The organism is Cryobacterium frigoriphilum, from assembly GCF_004403305.1.
Classification (GTDB): Bacteria; Actinomycetota; Actinomycetes; order Actinomycetales; family Microbacteriaceae; genus Cryobacterium; species Cryobacterium frigoriphilum.
The window spans coordinates 1-20725 of the sequence record NZ_SOHE01000013.1 but is presented as its reverse complement, the minus strand read 5'-3'; the positions used below and the strand labels follow the sequence as shown (position 1 = coordinate 20725).

Here is a 20725-nt window from a genome sequence, read left to right as displayed (position 1 = left end):
GGCAAGACACAAAAACCCCGGCCTCGGTCGGGGTTTTTTGTGTCCGTTTTTTATGTCCGCTGTCGCACTCTCAGAATCGTCGCGTAAATTGGGCGGATGTCCCCGAATCTGAATTCGTCGATCGAACGCGGCACTGACCCGCAACGTCCGATTCGTCGTGCTCTGCACCGGGCCCGGGCCTGGGTTGAGAAGCATCCTCACCTGCGCTGGGTTTATCGCGCCGCAGTCGCCGTGCTCGGCATCGTCATCATTGTGATCGGCATCCTCCTCATTCCGCTGCCCGGACCCGGCTGGCTCATCGTGTTCATCGGCCTCGCCGCTCTCGGCACCGAGTTTCCCGCTGCACACCGTCTCGCCGCCTTGCTCAAGCGCATTCTGACCCGCGCGCTGGCCTGGTGGCGTCAACGCCGCGCCGCCCGCCAACAATCGGCGGATCGGGACACGGTGCAGATCTGACCCGATACCGCGACTGACCTGATACCGTGACTGACCCGATACCGCGACTGACCCGATACCGTGATGCGCCGGCAACACCGGCGTAACAGCGACACCGCAGGCTGGGTGAATGAACCGGGGGAGCGCACGACGCGCAGCACAGACGACAAACACGTCAGACACCACGCGCAAGCGCCCGGAAACGGCCGACCTGCACTGCCACGAGTGCGGCCAGCTGCCGGAGGTGTCAAAGACACGGCTTACCGTGGCGAACGTGCTCACGATCCTGCCGATCGAGATTCTGGTGCACGCCCTCGTCGTGGGCACGAGCATGCCCTACCTCGCGAAGGTGCTCACCCTCGCCGTCACGGCGACGGCCGTGGTGATCTGGGTCGCGGAGCCCTCTGCCCGGCGCCTGCTTCGGCGCTGGCTGCACGCGCCGGCGCTGCGCAGCCGCAGGCGGGTGCACGCATCCGCTGCCCTCTGGCGCGTGCGTACCGTGCTGCCCGACGGCACGGGCACCCTGGAGCGCATCACCCACGGCTTCACCCGACTTGACGCGAACATTCTCAGCATCCATGTGCACCGGGTCACCGGCGGGGTGCTGGACGAGTTCATTCTCAGCGCACCGGGCAGCCTGACCGACGACGAACTCGTCACCGAGGTCGAGGCCTGCGGCGGCCGCGACACCCGGGTGTGGCCCACATCGCCCGTGGCTCTCACCGACGGACAGAGCCGGGCGCTCACGCTCGCGACCCGACTCGCGCACGACCCGGGCGAACTGGTGGCCACGGTGGCCGAACTGCTCTCGGCCGAGCATCTCGACGAGGGCGCCGAGCGGATGCTGGCTCCCAGCAGTCGGCACGACGGCACCCTCATCAAGATTCCAACGAGCTGGCACGGCCCGCTCTACTTCGTGCGTCCCGGTGACCCGTTCACGCCCGCCGAGGCCGGCCGCGCGCACCGCCTCGCCGAACTCGCAGAGGTCGTCACCCTCGGCCAGGCCGCCTCAGCCGGAACCGTGACGAAAAGCGGATAAATTGAGCATCCCTAGTCGAAAGGCGCACGATTTGGGCGTTCTAGAGCGTGTGATCCGCGTTTCGCAACGCGTGTTCCTCGCCGACGAACCGATCCCGGCCGGCTCGGTACCCGAAGATCGCCGCGAGCGCCCCGATCACGAGGAACATCACCCCGGCCGCCGTGAAGGTACCGGTCGCGGCGTGCAACTGCCCGACGAGCAGGGTGCCGGAGGACCCGAGGCCGTAACCGACGCCCTGCATCATGCCGGACAGGTGAGCGGCCGCGTGCGCGTCTCTGGTGCGCAGAATGATCATGGTCAGTGCGACGGCGGTCAGGCCGCCCTGGCCGAGACCGAGCAGCCCGGTCCACACCCAGATCAGCTCGAGTGGTCCGAAGATACTGAGGGCAAATCCGCCACTGGCCATCAACGCCAGCACCAGGTTGATTGCCCGCTGGTCGCTCAGCCGAACGGCCAGCGCGGGCGCGGCGAGCGAACCGGCCATCTGCAGCACGATCGACACCGACACGATCAGGCCGGCGGAGCCCCCATCGATGCCCCGCTCACGCAGAATCGGTGCAAGCCAGGCAAACACGCTGAACGACATCATGGCCTGCAAGACCATGAAGATCGTAATATTCCACGCCGTCGACGACCGCCAGACGCTCGGGCCCTGCGCCACGGAGGCCCGTCGCAGGTGCTTCTGCCGTACGGCGATCGGCGTCCACAGCAGCACCATCACGGCGGCCGGAATCGTCCACGCGAGCAGGGCGAACTGCCACGATCCCGTCGCATCAAACAGCGGATGCGTCAGCCCGGCCCCGAGCGCCGCCGACGCGCAGATTGACATCGTGTAGAGGCCGCTCATGAGTCCGAGCCGGTGATGGAAGTTGCGCTTCACGAGTCCCGGCAGCAGCACGTTGACGATCGCGATCGACGCACCGCTCACCGCCGTGCCGATGAGCATGGCCGGCAGCAGGCCCAGGCCGCGGGTCGCGAGGCCCAGCGTGAGCAGCATCATCGCGCCGAGAATCACCCGTTCGGCGCCGAACCTGCGGGCCAGGATCGGCGCAACCGGAGCAAACACACCGAGCAACAGCACCGGTACCGAGGTCAGCAGCGTCACGACGAGCACCGACATGCCGGTGTCGGCGCGAATCTCGGTGAGCACGGCGGCGAAACTCGAGAACAGGGTGCGCAGGTTGAGGCCGATGAGCACGAGCAGCAACCCCAGCACGAAGAGCGCCCTGGCACCGGTGATTGCCCCAGGATCCGCCGTGGGATCCGGTGCGGGCACCCGCGGTGGCACGCTGTGAGTGTGCGGTCCGGGGACATCCGTCGTGCGGTCAGTCATCGTGTGCCTCGATCGTTAGGCGGCCCCGCAACGTCGTCGTGCGCTTCCCTGAGGTTACTGGACCTGCCCGACCCCGGAAACCGAAGAGATTGTGCCCGCAGCAGGCGGAGAACCGGATTTTCACTCGGCGGCGGCCGATAATGGATATCGTGACTGTTCCTAATTCTGGTGAGGTTCTCGCTCCGGCGAGGCCGCTGCGCTGCCCCTGTCTCAGTGGTGAAAGCTACGGCGCCTGCTGCCAGCGGCTGCACGCCGGTGAGTTGCGCGCCCCGACCGCGGAATCCCTGATGCGGGCGCGGTACTCGGCGTTCGCGGTGGGGGAGCCGCTGTATCTGCTGAGCACGTGGCATCCCTCGACCCGGCCGGAGACCCTGCAACTCGACGAGGACCTGCAGTGGGTGCGCCTCGACGTGCACCGCGCCGATCGCGGCGGGCTGCTCGACACCATGGGCGTGGTCGAATTCACCGCGCACTTTCGCCTGCACGGCCGGCGTCATGAGCAGCACGAGGCCAGCCGCTTCGTGAAAGAGAACCGGCACTGGTTCTATGTCGGCGAGCTCGACTAGCCGTCTCGATCAGGCCGGCAGAAACATGGCGCCGAGCAGCGCGAGGTAGACCACGACGAAGACGGCCGGAGTGCCGAACCTCACCACGTTGATCCACGGCGCCGATGCGACAATGCGGCGGCTGATCGCGCTCGGGGCTCCGATCATGCGCAGGTCATCGATGACCGCGAGGCCTTCATTCGCGGCCGAGATCTGCACGACGGCGCCGAGGATGCCCGAAGCGAGCAGAATTCCGGCGGCTCCGATCTTGACGCCGAGGTCGGCACCATCGAGTCCGATCGCGAGAAACCCCACGAGCGCCGTCAACAGAAAGGTCGGCGCGATCTGCGACACGATGAGGTGCCAGCGGGCCTTGATCCACAGGGCGATGAGGTCGGACTCGGTCATGGGGCTCCCGCCGCTTCTGTCGGCGGTTGACCGACGCTTCAATTCTCGCCGGTTGTGGCGGGTTGCGGTGAAACTGGGGCCCGATACCATCGCAGCCGTCATCCGCGACGAAGACCAGCACCCGAACGGCACTCGCATTCGACCGGAGACAAGGTAGCGTAAACCAGTGGGTGCGGCGGCCGACCGGCCGTGGATCTCACTCGTCCGATCTCTTTGAGGAGTCTCATGGAAACCTGGCCCGGAACCGCCTACCCGCTCGGAGCGACCTACGACGGCAGTGGCACCAACTTCGCCCTCTTCAGTGAGGCAGCCGAACGTGTCGAGCTCTGCCTCTTCGACGACGACGGGGTGGAAACCCGCGTCGAGGTGCGGGAGTCAGCCGCGTTCATCTGGCACTGCTACCTGCCGCTCGTGCAGCCGGGGCAGCGCTACGGCTATCGGGTGCACGCCGAGTATGCGCCGGGCGAGGGCAAACGCGCCAACTCGAACAAGCTGCTGCTCGACCCGTACGCGAAGGCCACCTGCGGCACCATCGACTGGGACCCGTCGTTGTTCTCTTACAACTTTGGCGACCCGGAATCCCGTAACGACGAGGACTCCGCGCCGCACATGATGCTCGGCGTCGTCGTGAACCCGTTCTTCGACTGGGCCGGCGACCGGCCGCTGCGCACCCCCTACAGCGAGTCGCTGATCTATGAGGCCCACGTGAAGGGGCTCACGAAGCTGCAGAACGAAGTGCCGGAATCCCAGCGCGGCACGTATGCCGGGGTGGCGCATCCGTCGATCATCGAGCACCTGCAAAAGCTCGGCGTGACCGCCATCGAGCTGATGCCCGTTCACCAGTTCGTGAACGAGGGCACCCTGCAGGACCAGGGCCTGAGCAACTACTGGGGCTACAACACCATCGGCTTCTTCGCCCCGCACAACGCGTACTCCTCGACCGGTGACCTGGGCCAGCAGGTACAGGAGTTCAAGGGCATGGTGCGCAGCATGCACGATGCCGGCATCGAGGTCATTCTCGACGTGGTCTACAACCACACCGCTGAGGGCAACCACCTCGGCCCGACGATCTCGTTCAAGGGCATCGACAACGAGGCGTACTACCGCCTGATGGACGATGACAAGCGCTATTACATGGACTACACCGGCACCGGCAACACGCTCAACGTGCGTCATCCGCACTCCTTGCAGCTGATCATGGACTCCCTGCGCTACTGGGTGATCGAGATGCACGTCGACGGTTTTCGCTTCGATCTCGCGAGCGCTCTCGCCCGCGACCTGTACGACGTCGACAAGCTCTCGACCTTTTTCGAGCTCGTGCAGCAGGATCCCGTGGTCAGCCAGGTCAAGCTCATCGCCGAACCGTGGGACGTGGGACCTGGCGGCTACCAGGTGGGCAACTTTCCCTCGCAGTGGTCTGAGTGGAACGGCAAGTACCGCGACACCGTGCGTGACTTCTGGCGCGGCGAGCCGTCGACGCTCGGCGAATTCGCTTCCCGCGTCGCCGGCTCGGCCGATCTGTACGAGCACTCCGGTCGCCGCCCGGTCGCGTCGATCAACTTCATCACCGCGCACGACGGCTTCACCATCGCCGACCTCGTCTCGTATAACGAGAAGCACAACGACGCCAACGGCGAGAACAACCAGGACGGCGAATCGCACAACCGGTCCTGGAACTCCGGCGCCGAGGGGCCCACGGATGACCCTGAGGTGCGGGGCCTGCGGGCCCGCCAGCAGCGCAACTTTCTCGCGACGCTGCTGCTGTCCCAGGGCGTGCCCATGCTGCTGCACGGCGATGAACTCGGCCGTACTCAGCTGGGCAACAACAACACCTACGCGCAGGACAGCGAGCTCAGCTGGATTCACTGGGATGAAGCGGATGTCCCACTCATCGAATTCACGGCGGCCGTCAGTCGACTGCGCAAAGAGCACCCCACGTTTCGGCGCAGCCGGTTCTTCGATGGGCACCCGGGTCGCCGGGTCGAGGGCGCGGCCCTGCCCGACATCGTCTGGCTGAGCCCCGACGGTGACGAGATGAAGGCCGAGGACTGGGACGAAAGCCTCGCCCGTACCGTGGCCAAGTTTCTCAACGGCCAGGGCATTCGGGAGCGCGACGCGCGCGGCAAGAACGTCACCGACGTCAACTTTCTGCTGTGCTTCAACGCCGACCCGAACGACGTGGAATTCACCCTGCCGCCCAAGAACTACGCCCTGGCCTGGGAAATCGTCGTGGACACCGCCGGCGAGGGGGCGGACTCGATTCCCCGCCCGGCGGGGGCCATCCACACCGTCTCGGCTCGCTCGCTCGTTGTGATGCGGGCCTACCAGCCGCCGGAGACAACACCGGACCACTCCGTGGCCGCCTCGCTCGCGGGGCTGTCGGGGCCGGTCGTGCCGGTCATGCCCGACGGTGAGTTGTCACCGGATCTGCTCGAAGAGACAGCAACGGGTGGCACGGCGAAGGATCGTCCTGCGAACGTGGGCCCTGCGAAGGGTGTGACCGAGACGGAGGCGCCGACCAAGCCGAAGGCGAAGCCGCGGTCGAAGCCGCGGGCCAAACACCAGGCCGAGGGCGCCGGCGAATGAGGGTGCCGGCCTCGACGTATCGGCTGCAGATCACCGCTGACTTCGATCTGGATGCCGCGGCCGGGGTTCTCGACTACGTCACCGATCTCGGCGCGGACTGGATCTACCTGTCGCCGCTGCTCGGCGCCGAGCCGGGGTCGGAGCACGGCTACGACGTCGTCGACCACGCCGCCGTCGACCCGGCCCGCGGGGGACCTGCGGCACTCGCCCGGCTCGCCGCCGCCGTGACCGAGGCCGGCCGGGGCATCCTGGTCGACATTGTGCCCAACCACATGGGCGTCGCGACGCCCCGCGCAAACTCCTGGTGGTGGGACCTGCTTAGGCACGGCCAGGAGTCGCGCTACGCCGAGGCCTTCGACGTGGACTGGGAGGCCGGCAACGGCAAGATCAGCCTGCCGGTGCTCGGCGACGATTCCGCGGGCGGTTCGGAACTCGACCGGCTCGAGGTTGTCGGCGACGAACTGCGCTACTACGACCATGCGTATCCGCTGGCTCCGGGCAGCGCCGACGACGGGGCATCCGCTCGCGTCGTGCATGACCGGCAGCACTACACGCTGATGGGCTGGCGCCGCGCGGACACCGAGCTGAATTACCGCCGCTTTTTCGGCGTCAACAGCCTTGCCGGGATCCGGGTCGAGGTGCCGTGGGTGTTCGCCGAGTCGCACGCCGAGATCGTGCGCTGGATGCGGGAGGGCCTCGCTCAGGGTCTGCGCGTCGACCACCCCGACGGCCTTGCCGACCCGGGCGGCTACCTCGACCTGCTGCGCGACGCGACGAGCACGATCGAAGATGACGGTGAGCACGCCGAAGGCGAGGTGCTGGCCGAGAAATACATCGTGGTCGAGAAGATTCTGGACGGCCGTGAGCAGCTGCCGACGAACTGGTCCACGTCGGGCACGAGCGGCTACGACGCCCTCGCCGACGTCGACCGGGTGCTCGTGGACCCGGCCGGTGAGGGGCCGCTTGACGCCCTCGAGGCACGCCTGCACGATCCGGAAGCGGCCACGCCGGCACCGGTGTCGTGGGCAGCGATGGTGCACGAGCAGAAACGCAGCATCACCGATGGGATTCTGCGTTCCGAGGTGCTGCGGCTGGCCCGGCTCGTTGCGGAGCCGGGCGGTGCTGGTGCTGATGCTGATGCTGATGCGATCGCCGAACTGCTCGCGTGCTTTCCGGTCTACCGTTCTTACCTGCCCCTCGGCGCCGAGCATCTTCAACTCGCCGCCACCCGCGCCCGCACCCACCGCCCCGACCTGTCGCAGCAGATCGACCGGTTGCTGCCCGTGCTGAACGACCCGGCGCATCCGGCCGCCGTGCGCTTTCAGCAGACCTCGGGCATGGTCATGGCCAAGGGCGTCGAAGACACCTCGTACTACCGGTTCAGCCGGCTGACCTCGCTCAATGAGGTCGGCGCCGACCCCGACGAGTTCGCCGTCGACGTGGCCGAGTTTCATCGCCGGCAGCAGTTGCGCCAGGCCGCCTGGCCGACGTCGATGACGACCCTCTCGACCCACGACACCAAGCGCGGTGAAGACGTGCGTGCGCGCATCTCGGTACTCGCCGAGATTCCGGGCGACTGGCAGGCGACCCTCGGGCGGCTGCGCGCCGCCGCCCCGCTCGGTGACGCCCCCTTCGAGAACCTGTTGTGGCAGGCGATCGTGGGGTCCTGGCCGGCCGGCCCCGAACGCCTGCGCGACTACGCGCTCAAGGCCGCGCGGGAGGCCGGCACCTCCACCGAATGGACGGCCACCAACGAACCCTTCGAGCAGTCCCTGCGCGACCTCGTGGCCGGCCTCGACGACGGCGTCACGGGCGCGATCGTCGCCGACTTCGTCGACCGGGTGCGGCAGGCCGGTTGGTCGAACTCGCTCTCGGCCAAGCTTCTGCAGCTCACCGCGCCGGGCGTTCCCGACGTGTACCAGGGCAGCGAACTCTGGCAAACCTCCCTCGTCGACCCCGACAATCGCCGCCCGGTGGACTACGCCGCCCGGCGAGCCCTGCTCGAAAACATTGACGACGGATGGCTCCCCCCGATCGACGAGACCGGCGCGGCCAAGCTGCTGGTCACCTCGGAGGCACTGCGGTTGCGCCGGGACGAACCCGAACGGTTCACGCGCTACGCCCCGGTCGCCGCGTTCGGAACGGCCGCGGCGCACGTGATCGCGTTCGAGCGCGGGGCCGCGATCACCGTCGCGACCCGACTGCCGCTCGGGCTCGAGGCCGGCGGCGGCTGGGGCGACACCACGATCCTGCTGGCCGGCCGCGAGTACCTCGACGTACTGACGGGTTCGCACATCGCCGGGGGAGCGACCTCGGTCGCTGAGCTGCTTGAGCGCTACCCGGTGGCGCTGCTGATCCCGAACGACCTGCCCGCCGACGAGCCTGTCGACGATCCGGCCGCGCTGCCCGATGAGAGTGAGTCCTGATGAGCCGCACATTTGACGTCTGGGCACCGACGGCATCGGTCGTCGAGCTGGTGCTGGAGGCCGGGGCCCAGCCGATGGTGCGGCAAGCGGATGGCTGGTGGCAGGCACGGGTCGACCGGCCAGCGCAGCAGTCCGCCGACGAGCCGCACGCCGCGATCGACTACGGCTTTCGGGTCGACGGCAACGGGCCGTTCCCCGACCCGCGATCTCGATGGCAGCCGCAGGGCGTGCACGAGTTCAGCCGCACCTTCGACCCGGCCGAGTACGCCTGGGGCGACGGCGCGTGGCCGGGCAGGCCGCTCGCCGGCGGCGTGATCTACGAACTGCACCTCGGCACCTTCACGCCGGAGGGCACGCTCGCTGCGGCGGCCGGCCGCCTCGAGCACCTGAAGTCGATCGGCGTCGACTTCGTCGAGCTGCTGCCGGTGAACGCGTTCAACGGCACGCACAACTGGGGCTACGACGGAGTGCTCTGGTACGCCGTGCACGAGGGGTACGGCGGCCCGGCGGCCTACCAGCGCTTTGTCGATGCCTGCCACCAGGCAGGTCTCGGCGTGATCCAGGACGTCGTCTACAACCACCTCGGGCCGAGCGGCAACTACCTGCCGCAGTATGGCCCCTACCTCAGCACTCAGGCCGGCAACACCTGGGGTTCCTCGCTCAACCTCGACGGCCCCGACTCCGACCCGGTGCGCCGTTACATCATCGACAACGCGCTCATGTGGCTCGGCGACTACCACGTCGACGGCCTGCGGCTCGATGCCGTGCACGCCCTGCGCGACAGCCGCGCCCTGCACCTGCTCGAAGAGCTGGCCGTCGAGGTCGACGTGCTCAGCGAGACCGTCGACCGCCCCCTGACCCTGATCGCGGAGTCGGACCTCAACGACCCTCGACTGATCACCCCGCGCGATGCCAACGGTTACGGGCTCGCCGCCCAGTGGAGCGACGACTTTCACCACGCCGTGCATGTCGCGCTCACCGGCGAGACCAGCGGCTATTACGCCGACTTCGAACCCCTCAGCGCTCTCGTGAAGGTGCTCGACCAGGGCTTCTTTCACGACGGCAGCTACTCGAGCTTTCGGCGGCGCAGCCACGGTCGGCCGATCGACAGCGATACCGTGCCGACCTGGCGGCTCGTCGTCGCCTCACAGAACCACGACCAGATCGGCAACCGCGCGATCGGCGACCGGCTCAGCGTGACAGCGGATGTGGGCCAGCTCGGCATCGCCGCCGCCCTCACCCTGCTCGGCCCGTACACGCCGATGCTCTTCATGGGGGAGGAATGGGGCGCGAGCACACCCTGGCAGTTCTTCACCTCGCATCCCGAACCCGAGCTCGGGCGGGCGACCGCCGAGGGCCGCATCAGAGAGTTCGCCCAGATGGGCTGGGACCCGGCCGTGGTGCCCGACCCCCAAGACCCGCAGACCTTCGAGAGGTCCAGGCTCGATTGGTCCGAGCTCGGCCAGCCGGAGCACGAGCGAGTCCTGGGGCTCTACCGCGATCTCGCGCGGCTGCGCCGAGAGGTGTCCGACTTCACCAGCCCGTACTTTGACGACATCGACGTGGAGTTCGATGCGGATGCCCGCTGGCTGTGCCTGAAGCGCGGCGACACCGAGGTACTCGTCAACTTCTCGGCGACCCCGAAAGCGCTGCCGGCCGGGGATGGCGCGGTGCTGCTGGCGTTCGCGGCCGCGCCGGCCGCGATCATCCGTCGTCAGCCCGGTTCGATCGTGCTCGCCCCGCATGCCTTCGTGGTGCTCGCCGCCGCGCTTGTCGACCCGAAGTAGCGACCGGCGCGCTCTCTTCGTGTTGTCGGCACGCGACATGTCCGAGGTGGCCCCACGAGGTCGATTGACGGGGTCAGCCCGGGCGGGGGTGACGGCCAAGGGGCGTTTTCTGGCTTTTCGCTCACGAAAAGCCAGAAATAGCCCCTTGCACCGCTTTGCCATCAGGCGAAAAGCCAAAAAATGCCCCTTGAATCGACCTCAAGGGGCATTTTTTGGCTTGTCGCGAGGTAATTGGGGTTGCCAAGGGGCGTTTTCTGGCTTTTCGTGAGCGAGAAGCCAGAAATAGCCCCATGCCCGAGGAGATCGGCTGGGGCGGCACGGGATTGCGCCACCGTGGGACCGACTGCTCTCCCGGCAGTGGCCAGCGTCAGCGGGACGGGCGACGGTTCCAGGCGCTGATGCCGCCGACGGGCACGATGATGAGGCCGGACGCGATCAGCAAGGGGATCCAATCACCGATGACGACGCTCACCCAGATGCCCAGTGCCAGCAGGAACACGCTGTAGAAGATCGCAAAGCGAAAAATGATGCGGTTGGACTTGTCGATCGAGGGCGTGGCCATGGTTCCACGCTAGAGGATGCCACGCTGCCCGGCAATTCTCCGCGCTGAACTCGTGTTACGGCCTCTCCATCGGCTCAGCGAGGGGAGGGGAACCCCTCCCGCGCCGGATGAAGTACGCGGCGGTGGCCACCGCGAGGAGTGGTCCCCAGGCGAGGACGGGTGCGTAAGTAAGCCCCATCAAGGGAAGGTCGGTGGCGTCGACCGTGCCCCACAAGAAGAGCTGGCTGAAGCTGATCCAGGTGATCAGGGCGGCGCCGATGGAGGCCGGGATAACCGCTGCCATGCGATGTACTGGCCTGCCGCCGATGAGGGGCATCCACCGGGGGACGACCTCGCCCCAAGGATAGACGAGGCCAAGGGTGAGAAGAGCGAGACCCTCGAGAATCACCGCGAGACCAATCGTGTACAGGGCTCCCCAGCCGGGCAAATCGTAGTCCGCGCGCAGTACGGCATCGCTGAAGCCAACGGGGATCCCCACGCTCATCGCCAGACGCCACAGTCCGGAGGGCAGTACGCAGAGGGGTACGGCGTGGGCGACCCAGAACGCCCAGCGTGGCACCGTGACGGCATAGTCGGGTCGTTGCACTCGCTCGGCAGTCGTCGTCATGCGTCCAGTCTGTCGGAGCTGCACGGGTGCGGCATCCCACTCAGGGTTGATATTGCCGACCGTACCTGCCGATCGTCTTCGTGCCGCATAATTCATCCGATCCGGTCTCTGCGCTGTATCCGGGGCTGCGAAACCACAGCGCGCATTGGCGCAAACCCGGGATGCACCGTTGTGGTGCCCACTGCCTTCTGATCTTCGCGGTGCTGCCGTTTCGCGCGCAGGGCGCCGCGGCTTGGAACCTGTGCGGATGGTCGGCGCTGCTAGATTGTGGCCCATGGCGATTTCGTTCGAATGCACCACCGAGTCGACGCTGGCACCGCAGCGGCTCTTCGACCTGGCCCGGGACATCACCGCCCACACAGAGTCCATGTCGGGGTCGCGCGAGACTGTCGTCAGTGGTGTTCGCAGCGGGCTCATCGGCATCCATGAGCAGGTTACCTGGCGCGCCTGGCACTTCGGGCTGCCGCTGCGCCTGACGAGCCGCATCACGGCGATGACCTCGCCCACGAGTTTCACCGATGAACAGGTCCGGGGGCCGTTTCGCTACTTCACCCACGAGCACGTCTTTCTGCCGCACGGCGTCGGTACGCTGATGATCGATCGGGTGTCGTTTGCGGCGCCCTTTGGGCCGCTCGGTCGGGTCGTCGAACGTCTCGTGCTCGCCACCTACCTGCGCAGACTGATCGAGCGGCGCAATGTGTTTCTTCAGAGCATCGTCAGCTGATTGTGCCGCGGTAACTTTCGGCCGTGGCGAGAAGTGCTTCGTTCCACGGCGTGGCGACGACAGCGAGTTCACGCTCGGTCTCGGTCGAATCGATGATGTACGGCACCACGAACTGGTAACTGGAAGCCCACACTTCGTGCATCATCGGGTTGACTACACCGAGCGAGCGCAACATCAGCTGCGGATAACCGGCGACCTTACCGTGGCTGCCATAGTGTGCATTGAGTTGCCCCACGATGTCGGTGCGGCTGACGGTTGCGCTCGGAACATGCCAGATTCGACCCCAGTCGCCCGTGTGGTCAGCGGCGGCGATGAGGGTCGTCACGATGTCGGGCAGGTAGCTCCAGCTGTGCACGAGCCGCGGTGTACCGACCCCGCGAGCCGTCTTCGAGCGCAGCACCGCGGTGAAAAATGACTCGCCGAGATGGGCGGTTCCGGTGGCTCCCGGCCCGAAATAGTCGCTGGCGCGCACTTCGACGGCCTGGATACGGCCGGCGTCATGCGCGGCGCGCACCTGAGCCCATGCGGCCCGGCGAATGAGTCCCTTGGATTCGGTCGTCGTCTCGGGTGAGTGCTCCGTCATGGGACCGGTCGGTGACCCGTACGGGTAGAGGTTGCCCATCACCACGATCCGGGCGCCGGTAGCGGAGGCTGCGGCGATCGCCGCGTCAATGATGGGCGGCCACTGCCTGGCCCAGTCGGTGTACGGCGGATTCGTGCAGAGAAAGATGGTGGAGACATCCGTTGCGGCGCGCGTGAAGGCGGCCGGATCACTCGCATCCAGCACGAGCGTGGCGGCCCCCTGCGCGGCAGAGCCCGAGCGGGTCGCGATGGTCACCGTATCGCCGCGCGCGGCGAGGCGTTCGGCGAGCGGACGGCCGATCAGGCCGGCTCCTACGACGAGCTGGGTGTTCATGGGGTCCAATCGCTTCGATTCGGGCGCGTCAGGTGTGTCCCGCGGAGTATGACAGACCGAGAATACGGCAGCGGCGTGGACTGACTCGCTGCCGGGAGACCGCGGGGGCTCACCATAGTATTGCTACATGGAAACTACTGAAAACCCGACCGGCGCTGAAACCGCCGAGTCAGGCATCCGCTCGAAACGTGCCGGCGCGCTCAAGATCGCCGGAGCGATCGCGCTGCTCGTCGTTGTCGTGCTGCTCATGGGCTGGCCGACGGAGTGGTTCGACTACATCACCAGCATCGTGCTGCTCGTCGTCGCCGTCATGTGGGCGTTTCAGGGAATTCGCGTGTTCACCAAGGCAGGCGACTCGACCCAGAGTAGGTAGATCAGGGCAGGTCTGAGACGCCCGTGTAGGTGGCGCTCTCGGGCAGTCCGACGACGACGCGCCTCAGCAGGGCGTCGGCCTGCCGCAGCCGCCCCGGGTTACTCCCCATTCGCAGGCCGACAATCTACCTTGTCTATCTCGCCAGGGCGAAGACATAGAGTGAGGAAATGCAATCCAAGACTCGGCCGCGCCGGGCATCCGTTGTCCAACACCTCGGGCGGATGCTGCTGGGCGCGTTCCTGCTGACGGCCGGCGTCAGCCACCTCACCGTCAACCGCACGGCTTTTCTGGCCCAGGTTCCAGAATGGTTGCCGCTGCCGGGAGATTTTGTCGTCGTCGCTTCGGGCATCGTGGAGATCGTGCTCGGCCTCGCCCTGCTCGTGCTGTGGCGATATCGGGTGCCGGTCGGCTGGCTCGTGGCCGCGTTCTTCGTGGCGATCTTTCCCGGCAACGTGTCGCAGTTCGTGACCGAAACGGACTCCTTCGGCCTTGATTCGCAGCTGTCCCGCGGCATCCGGCTGCTGTTCCAGCCGTTGCTCGTGCTCTGGGCGCTTTGGTCGACCGGCGCCTGGGCGGCCTGGCGCGCTCGCCGACGCGACTAACCGGCAGCTCGCCTACGCGGGCCGCGTCACGTCGGCGAGCAGCTCGAGCACGTGCCGGTACGGCTCCTCGGTGGCCCGGGTCATGCCGAGCTCGCAGGTGCGGTTGCACGAGGCGTGAGCGGATGCCCCGAACGCCTCGACTTCGGCGGCCTGCACGCGCGTCGCCGACTCGGTGAGCTCAGGATGCAGCATGCCGCGGTCGCCGGCGAAGCCGCAGCAGCCCCAGTTCTCGGGCACGTCGACGCGGTCGGCCACCGCGGCCGCGACGCTGTCGAGCGAGGAGTTGATGCCCATGCGGGTCGACGAGCACGTCGGGTGCAGGGCGAGCGAGGGAAGCTTCGTGTATTGGGGGAGCGAAGGCAGAATCTGCGTCGCGGCGAATTCGACGGCATCCATCACCCGCAGCCGCACGTCGCTCTGGTCGCTCTCGATGCTCTGCCGCAGTCCCTCGGTGCACGAGGAGGCGTCGCAGATGATCGTGAGCCGGCCGCCATCCGTCGCCTCGTGCAGGGCCGCGAGGGTGCGGGCTCGCATCGACGCCTGGCCGGTCGCCATGCCCTTGGACGCCCACGGCGTGCCGCAGCAGAGGCTGTCGATGGCCGGCGGCACGAGCAGCGTGATGCCGGCGCGCGCGCAGAGTTCCTCAAAGCTGATCTGCACACCCGGCGTCGCCTTGTCCGCCGCCCCGAACATGGTGCTCACGCAGGCCGGGAAGTAGACGACGGATGCCGCCCCCACCGGCGCCGGCCGGGTGCGGGACACGCCTCCCGCCGGCAGTTCGCCCGAGTAGAGGGGAACCGTGTCGGTGCCGAGCACCGCGCGGGCGAGCACGTTGGGCGCGTGCACGACGGGCGTCGGGACCTTCTGCACCACGGTGAGGGCGAGGCCGGCGCCGCGCGTGACGGTGCTCCAGTTCTTCGCGGCGACGTTCCAGACCGCGTTCGCGACCGGGCCGGCGTCTTTCTTGCGCAGGCTCTTCACGAGCAGGCCGGTGTCGATCTGCACCGGGCAGGCCGTCTGGCACATGCCGTCGACGGCGCAGGTCTGCACGGCGTTGTAGTCGTAATCCTTGGTGAGCTCGGCGACCAGGGCCGTGTCGCCGTCCAGGCGGGCCTGTTCGATCGCGCGCAGGGTGACGATGCGCTGCCGCGGGGTCAGGGTGATCTCCCGGCTCGGGCAGACCGGTTCGCAGTAGCCGCACGAGACACAACGGTCGACTTCTTCGGCCACGGCGGGCGTGGACTTGATGTCGCGTAAATGCACCTCGGCGTCGTCGTTCATGAGCACGCCGGGGTTGAGCAGGCCGGCCGGGTCGCACAGCAGCTTGATCTGGCGCATCACGTCATAGAGCTCGTCGCCGTATTGGCGGCGCACGTAGGGCGCCATCACCCGCCCGGTGCCGTGTTCGGCCTTGAGCGAGCCGCCCTCGCCGAGCACGAGCTCGACCATGTCCTCGGTGAAGTCCCGGTAGCGGTCGAGGGACTCGGTGCCGGCGAAGCCGTCGGTGAGCATGAAGTGGATGTTGCCGTCTTTGGCATGCCCGAAGATCACGCTGTCCCGGTACTGGTACCGGTCAAAGAGCGAGATCAGCTCGATGCAGGTGCGGCCGAGGGCCGGAACGGGCACCACGACGTCTTCGAGCAGCGCGGTCGTGCCCTGCGGGCGGGCGCCGGCGACGGCCGCGTAGAGGCCCTTGCGCAGGTGCCACATCTGCGCGCGCGCCGCGGCGTCGCTGCTGAACTCGGCCGGACTCGACAGGCCGAGACCGGCGGCGAGTGTCACGCCGGTGCCCTGCAGTTCGGCGAGGCGTTCGGCGCTGTCGGCGTGGTATTCCACCAGCAGGGTGGCGTGATCGACGACGGCGAGGTCGCGAATGATCGGCGGCGCGTCGGGCAGGCTCTGCCCGACCTTGAGCGAGAGCGCGTCCATCAGCTCGAGGGTCGCGGCGCCCGTCTCGACGAGCGCCGGCAGCGCCGCGTTGGCCGCCTCGAGGTCGTCGAAGACCAGCAGGCTCGTGGTGACGTGGGCGAGCTTGGGGATGGTGCGGAACACGGCCTCGGCGACGAAGCACAGAGTGCCCTCGCTGCCCACGATCAGGTGCGCGAGAATGTCGACCGGCCGGTCGTAGTCGAGAAGCGAATTCACGCCGTAGCCCATGGTGTTCTTCATCGCGAACTGGCGCTCGATGGTCGCGACGGATGCCGGATTGCCGCGTACCCGCCGCGCCAGGCGCAGCAGGCCCTCATGCAGGGCCGGTTCGAGCGCGCGCAGCCGGGCATCGGCATCCGCTTCACCGGTGTCGATCACGGTGCCGCTCGGCAGCACCAGCGTGAGCGATTCGAGGGTGCGGTAGGTGTTGTCGGTCGTGCCGCAGGCCATGCCCGAAGAATTGTTCGCGATGACGCCGCCGATGGTGCAGGCGGATTCGCTCGCCGGGTCGGGCCCGAACTTGCGGCCGTAGCGGGCGAGCCGGTTGTTGAGGGCGCGCACGGTGACGCCGGGCTGCACGCGCACCCGGGCGCCGCCGTCGAGCACCTCGATCTTCGTGAAGTTGCGGCGCACGTCGACGAGAACTCCGTCGGTGAGGGCCTGGCCGCTGAGGCTGGTGCCGCCGGAGCGAAAGGTGAGGGCGACACCCTGAGCGGCGCTCGCACGCAGCAGCCGGCCGACCTCGCCGGCATCCTGCGCCACGACGACCGCCTGCGGGATCAGCAGAAAGTGCGAGGCGTCGTGCGCGTTGGCGTGCCGGTCGATGGCCCGGGTCTTGACGCGGGTCGGGTCGGCGACGGCGGTGCGCAGCGAGTCGAGCAGGGCAGCGGATGCCGCGCCCGGTTCGGTCGTAGCTGTGCGCCGCGTCAGGGTGTCGGCGCTGTCCGACCCAATCGGCATTACGGAACCATCCAGCCGAGCACGGGGGTGGACTGCAGCACGATCAGCACGGTGATCAGCAGCAGCAGGCTCAGGCTCCAGCCGATCAGCTTGCGGAACAGGGTGCTCTCCTCGCCGGCCATGCCGACCGCGGCGGCGGCCACGGCGAGGTTCTGCACGCTGAGCATCTTGCCGAGCACGCCGGCGGAGGAGTTCGCGGCGGCCATCAGCGTTGGCGACAGGCCGGTCTCGGTCGCCGCGGAGACCTGCAACTGGCCGAACAGTGAGTTCGACGAGGTGTCGGAGCCGGTCAGGGCGACGCCGAGCCAGCCGATGACGGGGGAGAGCACCGCGAAGAACACGCCGGTCGTGGCGAGGGCGACACCGAGCGAGTTGGTCTGGCCAGAGAGGTTCATGACGAACGAGAGGCTCAGCACCGCGGTAACGGTCACGATCGTCCAGCGCAGCTGCACGAGGGTCTGCCAGTAAGTGGCGAGGCCCTGGCGAATCGACATCCGGTAGAGCGCCATGGTGACGATGCCGGAGAGCATCAGCAGGGTTCCGGTGGCCTTGATGTGGTCGAGCTTGAAGGTCTGCGCGGGAACCGGGTCACCCGCGGCGTTGACGACGTCGAGGCCGGGCCACGGGAAGGTGACGCTGCCGATCGCACTGAGCCAGGTCTTGATCGCGGGAATCTGCGCGATCGAGAAGATGGTCATGATGATCAGGTACGGCGCGACAGACATGAAGACCTGTCCCGCCGGCGGGCGCGTGGTCTTCTCGAGCACGGCGGTCGTGCCCGTCTCGGGCGCCGGGGCGACCGGAACGGTACCGGCGCGGCCGGCGAGAACGGGGGCGGAGTCGCCGCCGGCCGATACGGCATTGCCGGAATCGACATCCGTCACGCCGATGATTTCGCGCGGCTGCCAGAACTTCAGCATGATCAACACGGCGGTAACGGTCGCGACGGCCGCGACGACGTCGGTGAGCTCGACCGCGAAGAAGTTCGCGGTGACGAACTGGGAGAGGCCGAAGACGAATCCGGCGACCAGGGCGACCGGCCAGGTCTGCCTCAGGCCGCGCTTGCCGTCGACCATGAACACGAGAATAAGCGGGACCAGAATGGCGATGAACGGCGTCTGGCGGCCGGCCATCTGCGAGAGCTCCTGCACCGGGATGCCGGTCACGCCGTTGAGGGCGATGATCGGGGCGGCCATTGCGCCGAATGCGACCGGCGCGGTGTTGGCCAGCAGCGACACGAGGGCCGATTTCAGCGGCTTCATGCCGGCCGCCATCAGCATCGCGGCCGAGATCGCGACCGGCGCGCCGAAGCCGGCGAGCGACTCGAGCAGGGCGCCGAAGCAGAACGCGATCAGGATTGAGAGAATGCGCAGGTCGTTGGTGATCGAGCGGATGGTGCGGCCCAACACCTCGAACCACGGAGTCGCCACGGTGAGCTTGTAGATCCACAGGGCGTTGACGAGGATCCAGAGAATCGGGAACAGGCCGTAGAACGCGCCGGCCGCGGCGGCGCTGAGTGCCTGGCCGACCGGCATCTGCCAGCCGACGACGGCGAGCACGATCGACAGCAGCAGGCTCGCGAGGGCCGCCTTGTGCGCCTTGACGCGGAAGACGCCGAGCAGCACGAACAGCAGCACGAGGGGGAGAGCGGCGCAGACGGCCGAGAGGACCAGATTCCCGAAGATGGGATCCGTGACTTGCGGAAAGAGTTCCGTGACGGGCTGAACGATGAGGGTCTCCACACTGAGAACGCGCCACCCAGCGTGACGTCCTGAATATTGTCTAACAAGTTCACAAGTAAGTCAATCAACCATGAAGTCCGGTCTGGCAAGATAGAAGATTATGACTCCCCAGAGCATCCCCGTCACGGCCACCTCCATCGTGGACGCGATTGCCGCCGACCTGCGTGCGCGCATGTTCTCCGGCGAGCTCACCGCCGACACGCCGCTCACCGAAACCGACATGGCCGCCGCGTACAACGTGGCGCGGCCCACGGTCAAGGCCGCGATTGAGCGACTCGTCGCCGAGGGCCTGCTCGTGCGTGGTTTGCACAAGACCGCGAGGGTCGCGGCCCTCGGCCCCGCCGCGGTCAGCGACATTTACCATGCCAGGGCCTACCTCGAGAGCGAAATTCTGAGGCGGCTGGCACGCACGCGGCTCGTGCCGACGGATGCCGTGGCCGCCAACGCCGAGATCGGCCGCCTGTCCGAGGGCACGCCGACCGATCTGATCGAGCCGGACATCCGCTTTCACCTGAGTCTGATCGATGCGGTCGGGAGCGATCGCATGAGCAAGATGTACCGATCGCTGATGAGCGAGGTGCGCCTGTGTATGAACCGTGTGCAGTCGCTCAATCTGCTCGCGCCTGGCCTGATCTACGCCGAGCATGAGCGCATTCTCGAGCTGATCGCGGCCGGTGAGGGCGATGCGGCCGCCGCGCTGCTCGATGACCACCTGGGGCGGGCCCGCGAACGCCTGATCAAGGCCCTCGGCGGCGAGCCGGGCCCGCAGGCCGACGCGCCGACCGACCTGCTGGCTCGGTCATGACCCACCTCGACCCCGATACGGCAATCGCCCTGCAGCGCCTGGCCGCGCTCAATGCCGACGAGGGAGCCGACCCGCTCGAGGTGCTGCGGGGCATCCGCGCGCTGCAGAACGCCCTCGAGACGGATGCCGCCACGCTCGCGAGCGTGCGGGCCGCGGTCACCGCCGGTGCCGGTTGGGACGACGTCGCCGAGGCGGCCGGCCTCAAGGCCGCCGCGGCTCGCTGGCGCTGGCTCGGCACCGATGCGGAGATCGCCGCGCGCCTGGCCGCGGGACGCAAGCGAAGCGCGCGGCCCAGTTCGGTGCCCACCGACCTGCCGGGCCTGTCGGTGGCCGAAGCGGCGGCTCGGCTGGGCGTCACCGCCTCGGCGATCTACCTGCAGGTGAGCCGCGGAACCCTTGAAAGTCGCGAGGTCACCCTGCCGGACGGGCGCACGTACAAACGCGTGTTCCCGCCTTCCTGAGACAGATCCACAGTTCGCCAGCCTAAAATGGCCCAGCGCGTGCACACTGGATGTGCTCGCAGCACAGATACGGCCAGCACAGATACGGCCAGCACAGATACGGCCAGCACAGATACGGCCAGCACAGAATTCTGCCACGGTGATCGCCCGCAACGGTGATTGCCTCACCACCTCGAGGACGACGGAGCGAGACATGACTGAGAATCCCCCCACCACCCCCATGCGTATCCCCGGTGAGTCCCCGTCCTGGGCGGCCGACAGCCAGCTGACCGAGGTGATTCAGCCGGTCACGCCGCGCGCATCGAGCACGCCGAGCACGCCGAGTGCGTCCGGTGCGTCGAACACCTACGGTGCATCGGAGTCGCCCGCGTCGACCGCTTCGGCCTCCAGCATCGCCGCGGCGCCCGCCGCCGCGCCCGCGCCCGCGTCTGCGCCCGCGTCGACCTTCGCGCCGGCCCCGCTGCCCGCTCCGGAGACCCGGCCCG

18 protein-coding genes and 1 pseudogene are annotated in these 20725 nt (G+C 67.7%); 12 read left to right on the top strand and 7 right to left on the bottom strand.

Annotated elements, in window-relative coordinates; translation table 11 throughout:
- Positions 1-96 precede the first annotated feature (96 nt).
- A complete protein-coding gene (locus E3T55_RS01450) occupies positions 97-456 on the top strand; it encodes a TIGR02611 family protein (protein ID WP_134517804.1) in 360 nt (119 codons plus the stop codon).
- Positions 457-700: 244 nt separating this feature from the next.
- The gene (locus tag E3T55_RS01445; RefSeq protein ID WP_241992780.1) at positions 701-1474 is read left to right on the top strand and encodes an ACT domain-containing protein; all 774 of its coding nucleotides are present in this window, start codon (positions 701-703) and stop codon (positions 1472-1474) included.
- 40 nt (positions 1475-1514) lie between these two features.
- Here the strand turns inward: E3T55_RS01445 and E3T55_RS01440 are convergent, their stop codons facing one another.
- The gene (locus E3T55_RS01440; RefSeq protein ID WP_134517803.1) at positions 1515-2807 is read right to left on the bottom strand and encodes a CynX/NimT family MFS transporter; all 1293 of its coding nucleotides are present in this window, start codon (positions 2805-2807) and stop codon (positions 1515-1517) included.
- A gap of 149 nt (positions 2808-2956) precedes the next feature.
- On the opposite strand from E3T55_RS01440, the gene E3T55_RS01435 reads away from it, so the two are divergent.
- Positions 2957-3373, top strand: coding sequence for a YchJ family protein (locus tag E3T55_RS01435; RefSeq protein WP_241992779.1), 417 nt, complete (start codon positions 2957-2959; stop codon positions 3371-3373).
- 9 nt (positions 3374-3382) lie between these two features.
- Here E3T55_RS01435 and E3T55_RS01430 read toward each other — a convergent pair whose 3' ends face one another.
- Positions 3383-3760 (bottom strand): hypothetical protein, encoded by a 378-nt coding sequence (locus E3T55_RS01430; protein ID WP_134517801.1) that lies wholly within the window; start codon positions 3758-3760, stop codon positions 3383-3385.
- A gap of 225 nt (positions 3761-3985) precedes the next feature.
- On the opposite strand from E3T55_RS01430, the gene glgX reads away from it, so the two are divergent.
- From glgX to treZ, 3 genes are read left to right on the top strand one after another with little or no spacing between them, the layout of a single operon-like run.
- Complete coding sequence (gene glgX, locus E3T55_RS01425) at positions 3986-6346, top strand: glycogen debranching protein GlgX (protein WP_134517800.1); 2361 nt, start codon at positions 3986-3988, stop codon at positions 6344-6346.
- On the top strand, positions 6343-8772 hold the full coding sequence (gene treY, locus E3T55_RS01420) for a malto-oligosyltrehalose synthase (protein ID WP_134517799.1): 2430 nt from the start codon (positions 6343-6345) through the stop codon (positions 8770-8772). The genes glgX and treY overlap by 4 nt, the downstream gene beginning before the upstream one ends.
- Positions 8772-10559: a malto-oligosyltrehalose trehalohydrolase gene (gene treZ / locus E3T55_RS01415; protein ID WP_134517798.1), complete on the top strand. Its 1788-nt coding sequence runs from the start codon at positions 8772-8774 to the stop codon at positions 10557-10559. Before treY ends, treZ begins: the two co-directional genes overlap by 1 nt.
- 367 nt (positions 10560-10926) lie before the next feature.
- On the opposite strand, the gene E3T55_RS01410 is transcribed toward treZ, so the two are convergent.
- Positions 10927-11121, bottom strand: coding sequence for a hypothetical protein (locus E3T55_RS01410; protein WP_134517797.1), 195 nt, complete (start codon positions 11119-11121; stop codon positions 10927-10929).
- 55 nt (positions 11122-11176) lie between these two features.
- Positions 11177-11728, bottom strand: a complete 552-nt coding sequence (locus E3T55_RS01405) for a hypothetical protein (protein ID WP_174775411.1) — start codon at positions 11726-11728, stop codon at positions 11177-11179.
- Between the two features lie 274 nt (positions 11729-12002).
- Here E3T55_RS01405 and E3T55_RS01400 point away from each other — a divergent pair, with 274 nt between their 5' ends.
- On the top strand, positions 12003-12452 hold the full coding sequence (locus tag E3T55_RS01400) for an SRPBCC family protein (RefSeq protein WP_134517796.1): 450 nt from the start codon (positions 12003-12005) through the stop codon (positions 12450-12452).
- Here E3T55_RS01400 and E3T55_RS01395 read toward each other — a convergent pair.
- Positions 12445-13368 carry an NAD-dependent epimerase/dehydratase family protein gene (locus E3T55_RS01395; protein ID WP_134517795.1) on the bottom strand — a complete coding sequence of 308 codons (924 nt, stop codon included), beginning with the start codon at positions 13366-13368 and terminating at the stop codon, positions 12445-12447. The two genes, E3T55_RS01400 and E3T55_RS01395, sit on opposite strands and share 8 nt — an antisense overlap.
- Positions 13369-13495: 127 nt before the next feature.
- On the opposite strand from E3T55_RS01395, the gene E3T55_RS01390 reads away from it, so the two are divergent.
- Both E3T55_RS01390 and E3T55_RS01385 read left to right on the top strand, forming a co-directional pair.
- Positions 13496-13741, top strand: coding sequence for a hypothetical protein (locus E3T55_RS01390; RefSeq protein WP_134517794.1), 246 nt, complete (start codon positions 13496-13498; stop codon positions 13739-13741).
- A gap of 167 nt (positions 13742-13908) precedes the next feature.
- Positions 13909-14343: a DoxX family protein gene (locus E3T55_RS01385; protein WP_134517793.1), complete on the top strand. Its 435-nt coding sequence runs from the start codon at positions 13909-13911 to the stop codon at positions 14341-14343.
- Between the two features lie 12 nt (positions 14344-14355).
- On the opposite strand, the gene E3T55_RS01380 is transcribed toward E3T55_RS01385, so the two are convergent.
- Positions 14356-17232 carry an FAD-binding and (Fe-S)-binding domain-containing protein gene (locus E3T55_RS01380; RefSeq protein WP_134517792.1) on the bottom strand — a complete coding sequence of 959 codons (2877 nt, stop codon included), beginning with the start codon at positions 17230-17232 and terminating at the stop codon, positions 14356-14358.
- Positions 17232-18974 (bottom strand): L-lactate permease, encoded by a 1743-nt coding sequence (locus tag E3T55_RS01375; protein WP_241992778.1) that lies wholly within the window; start codon positions 18972-18974, stop codon positions 17232-17234. The genes E3T55_RS01380 and E3T55_RS01375 overlap by 1 nt, the downstream gene beginning before the upstream one ends.
- Before the next feature lie 100 nt (positions 18975-19074).
- Here E3T55_RS01375 and E3T55_RS01370 point away from each other — a divergent pair, with 100 nt between their 5' ends.
- The 3 genes and pseudogenes from E3T55_RS01370 to E3T55_RS20150 form a co-directional block, all read left to right on the top strand.
- Complete coding sequence (locus E3T55_RS01370; protein ID WP_134517791.1) at positions 19075-19779, top strand: GntR family transcriptional regulator; 705 nt, start codon at positions 19075-19077, stop codon at positions 19777-19779.
- On the top strand, positions 19776-20240 hold the full coding sequence (locus tag E3T55_RS01365; RefSeq protein WP_134517790.1) for a hypothetical protein: 465 nt from the start codon (positions 19776-19778) through the stop codon (positions 20238-20240). Before E3T55_RS01370 ends, E3T55_RS01365 begins: the two co-directional genes overlap by 4 nt.
- A 193-nt stretch (positions 20241-20433) precedes the next feature.
- A pseudogene (locus E3T55_RS20150) lies at positions 20434-20725 on the top strand (hypothetical protein); the annotation flags it as partial.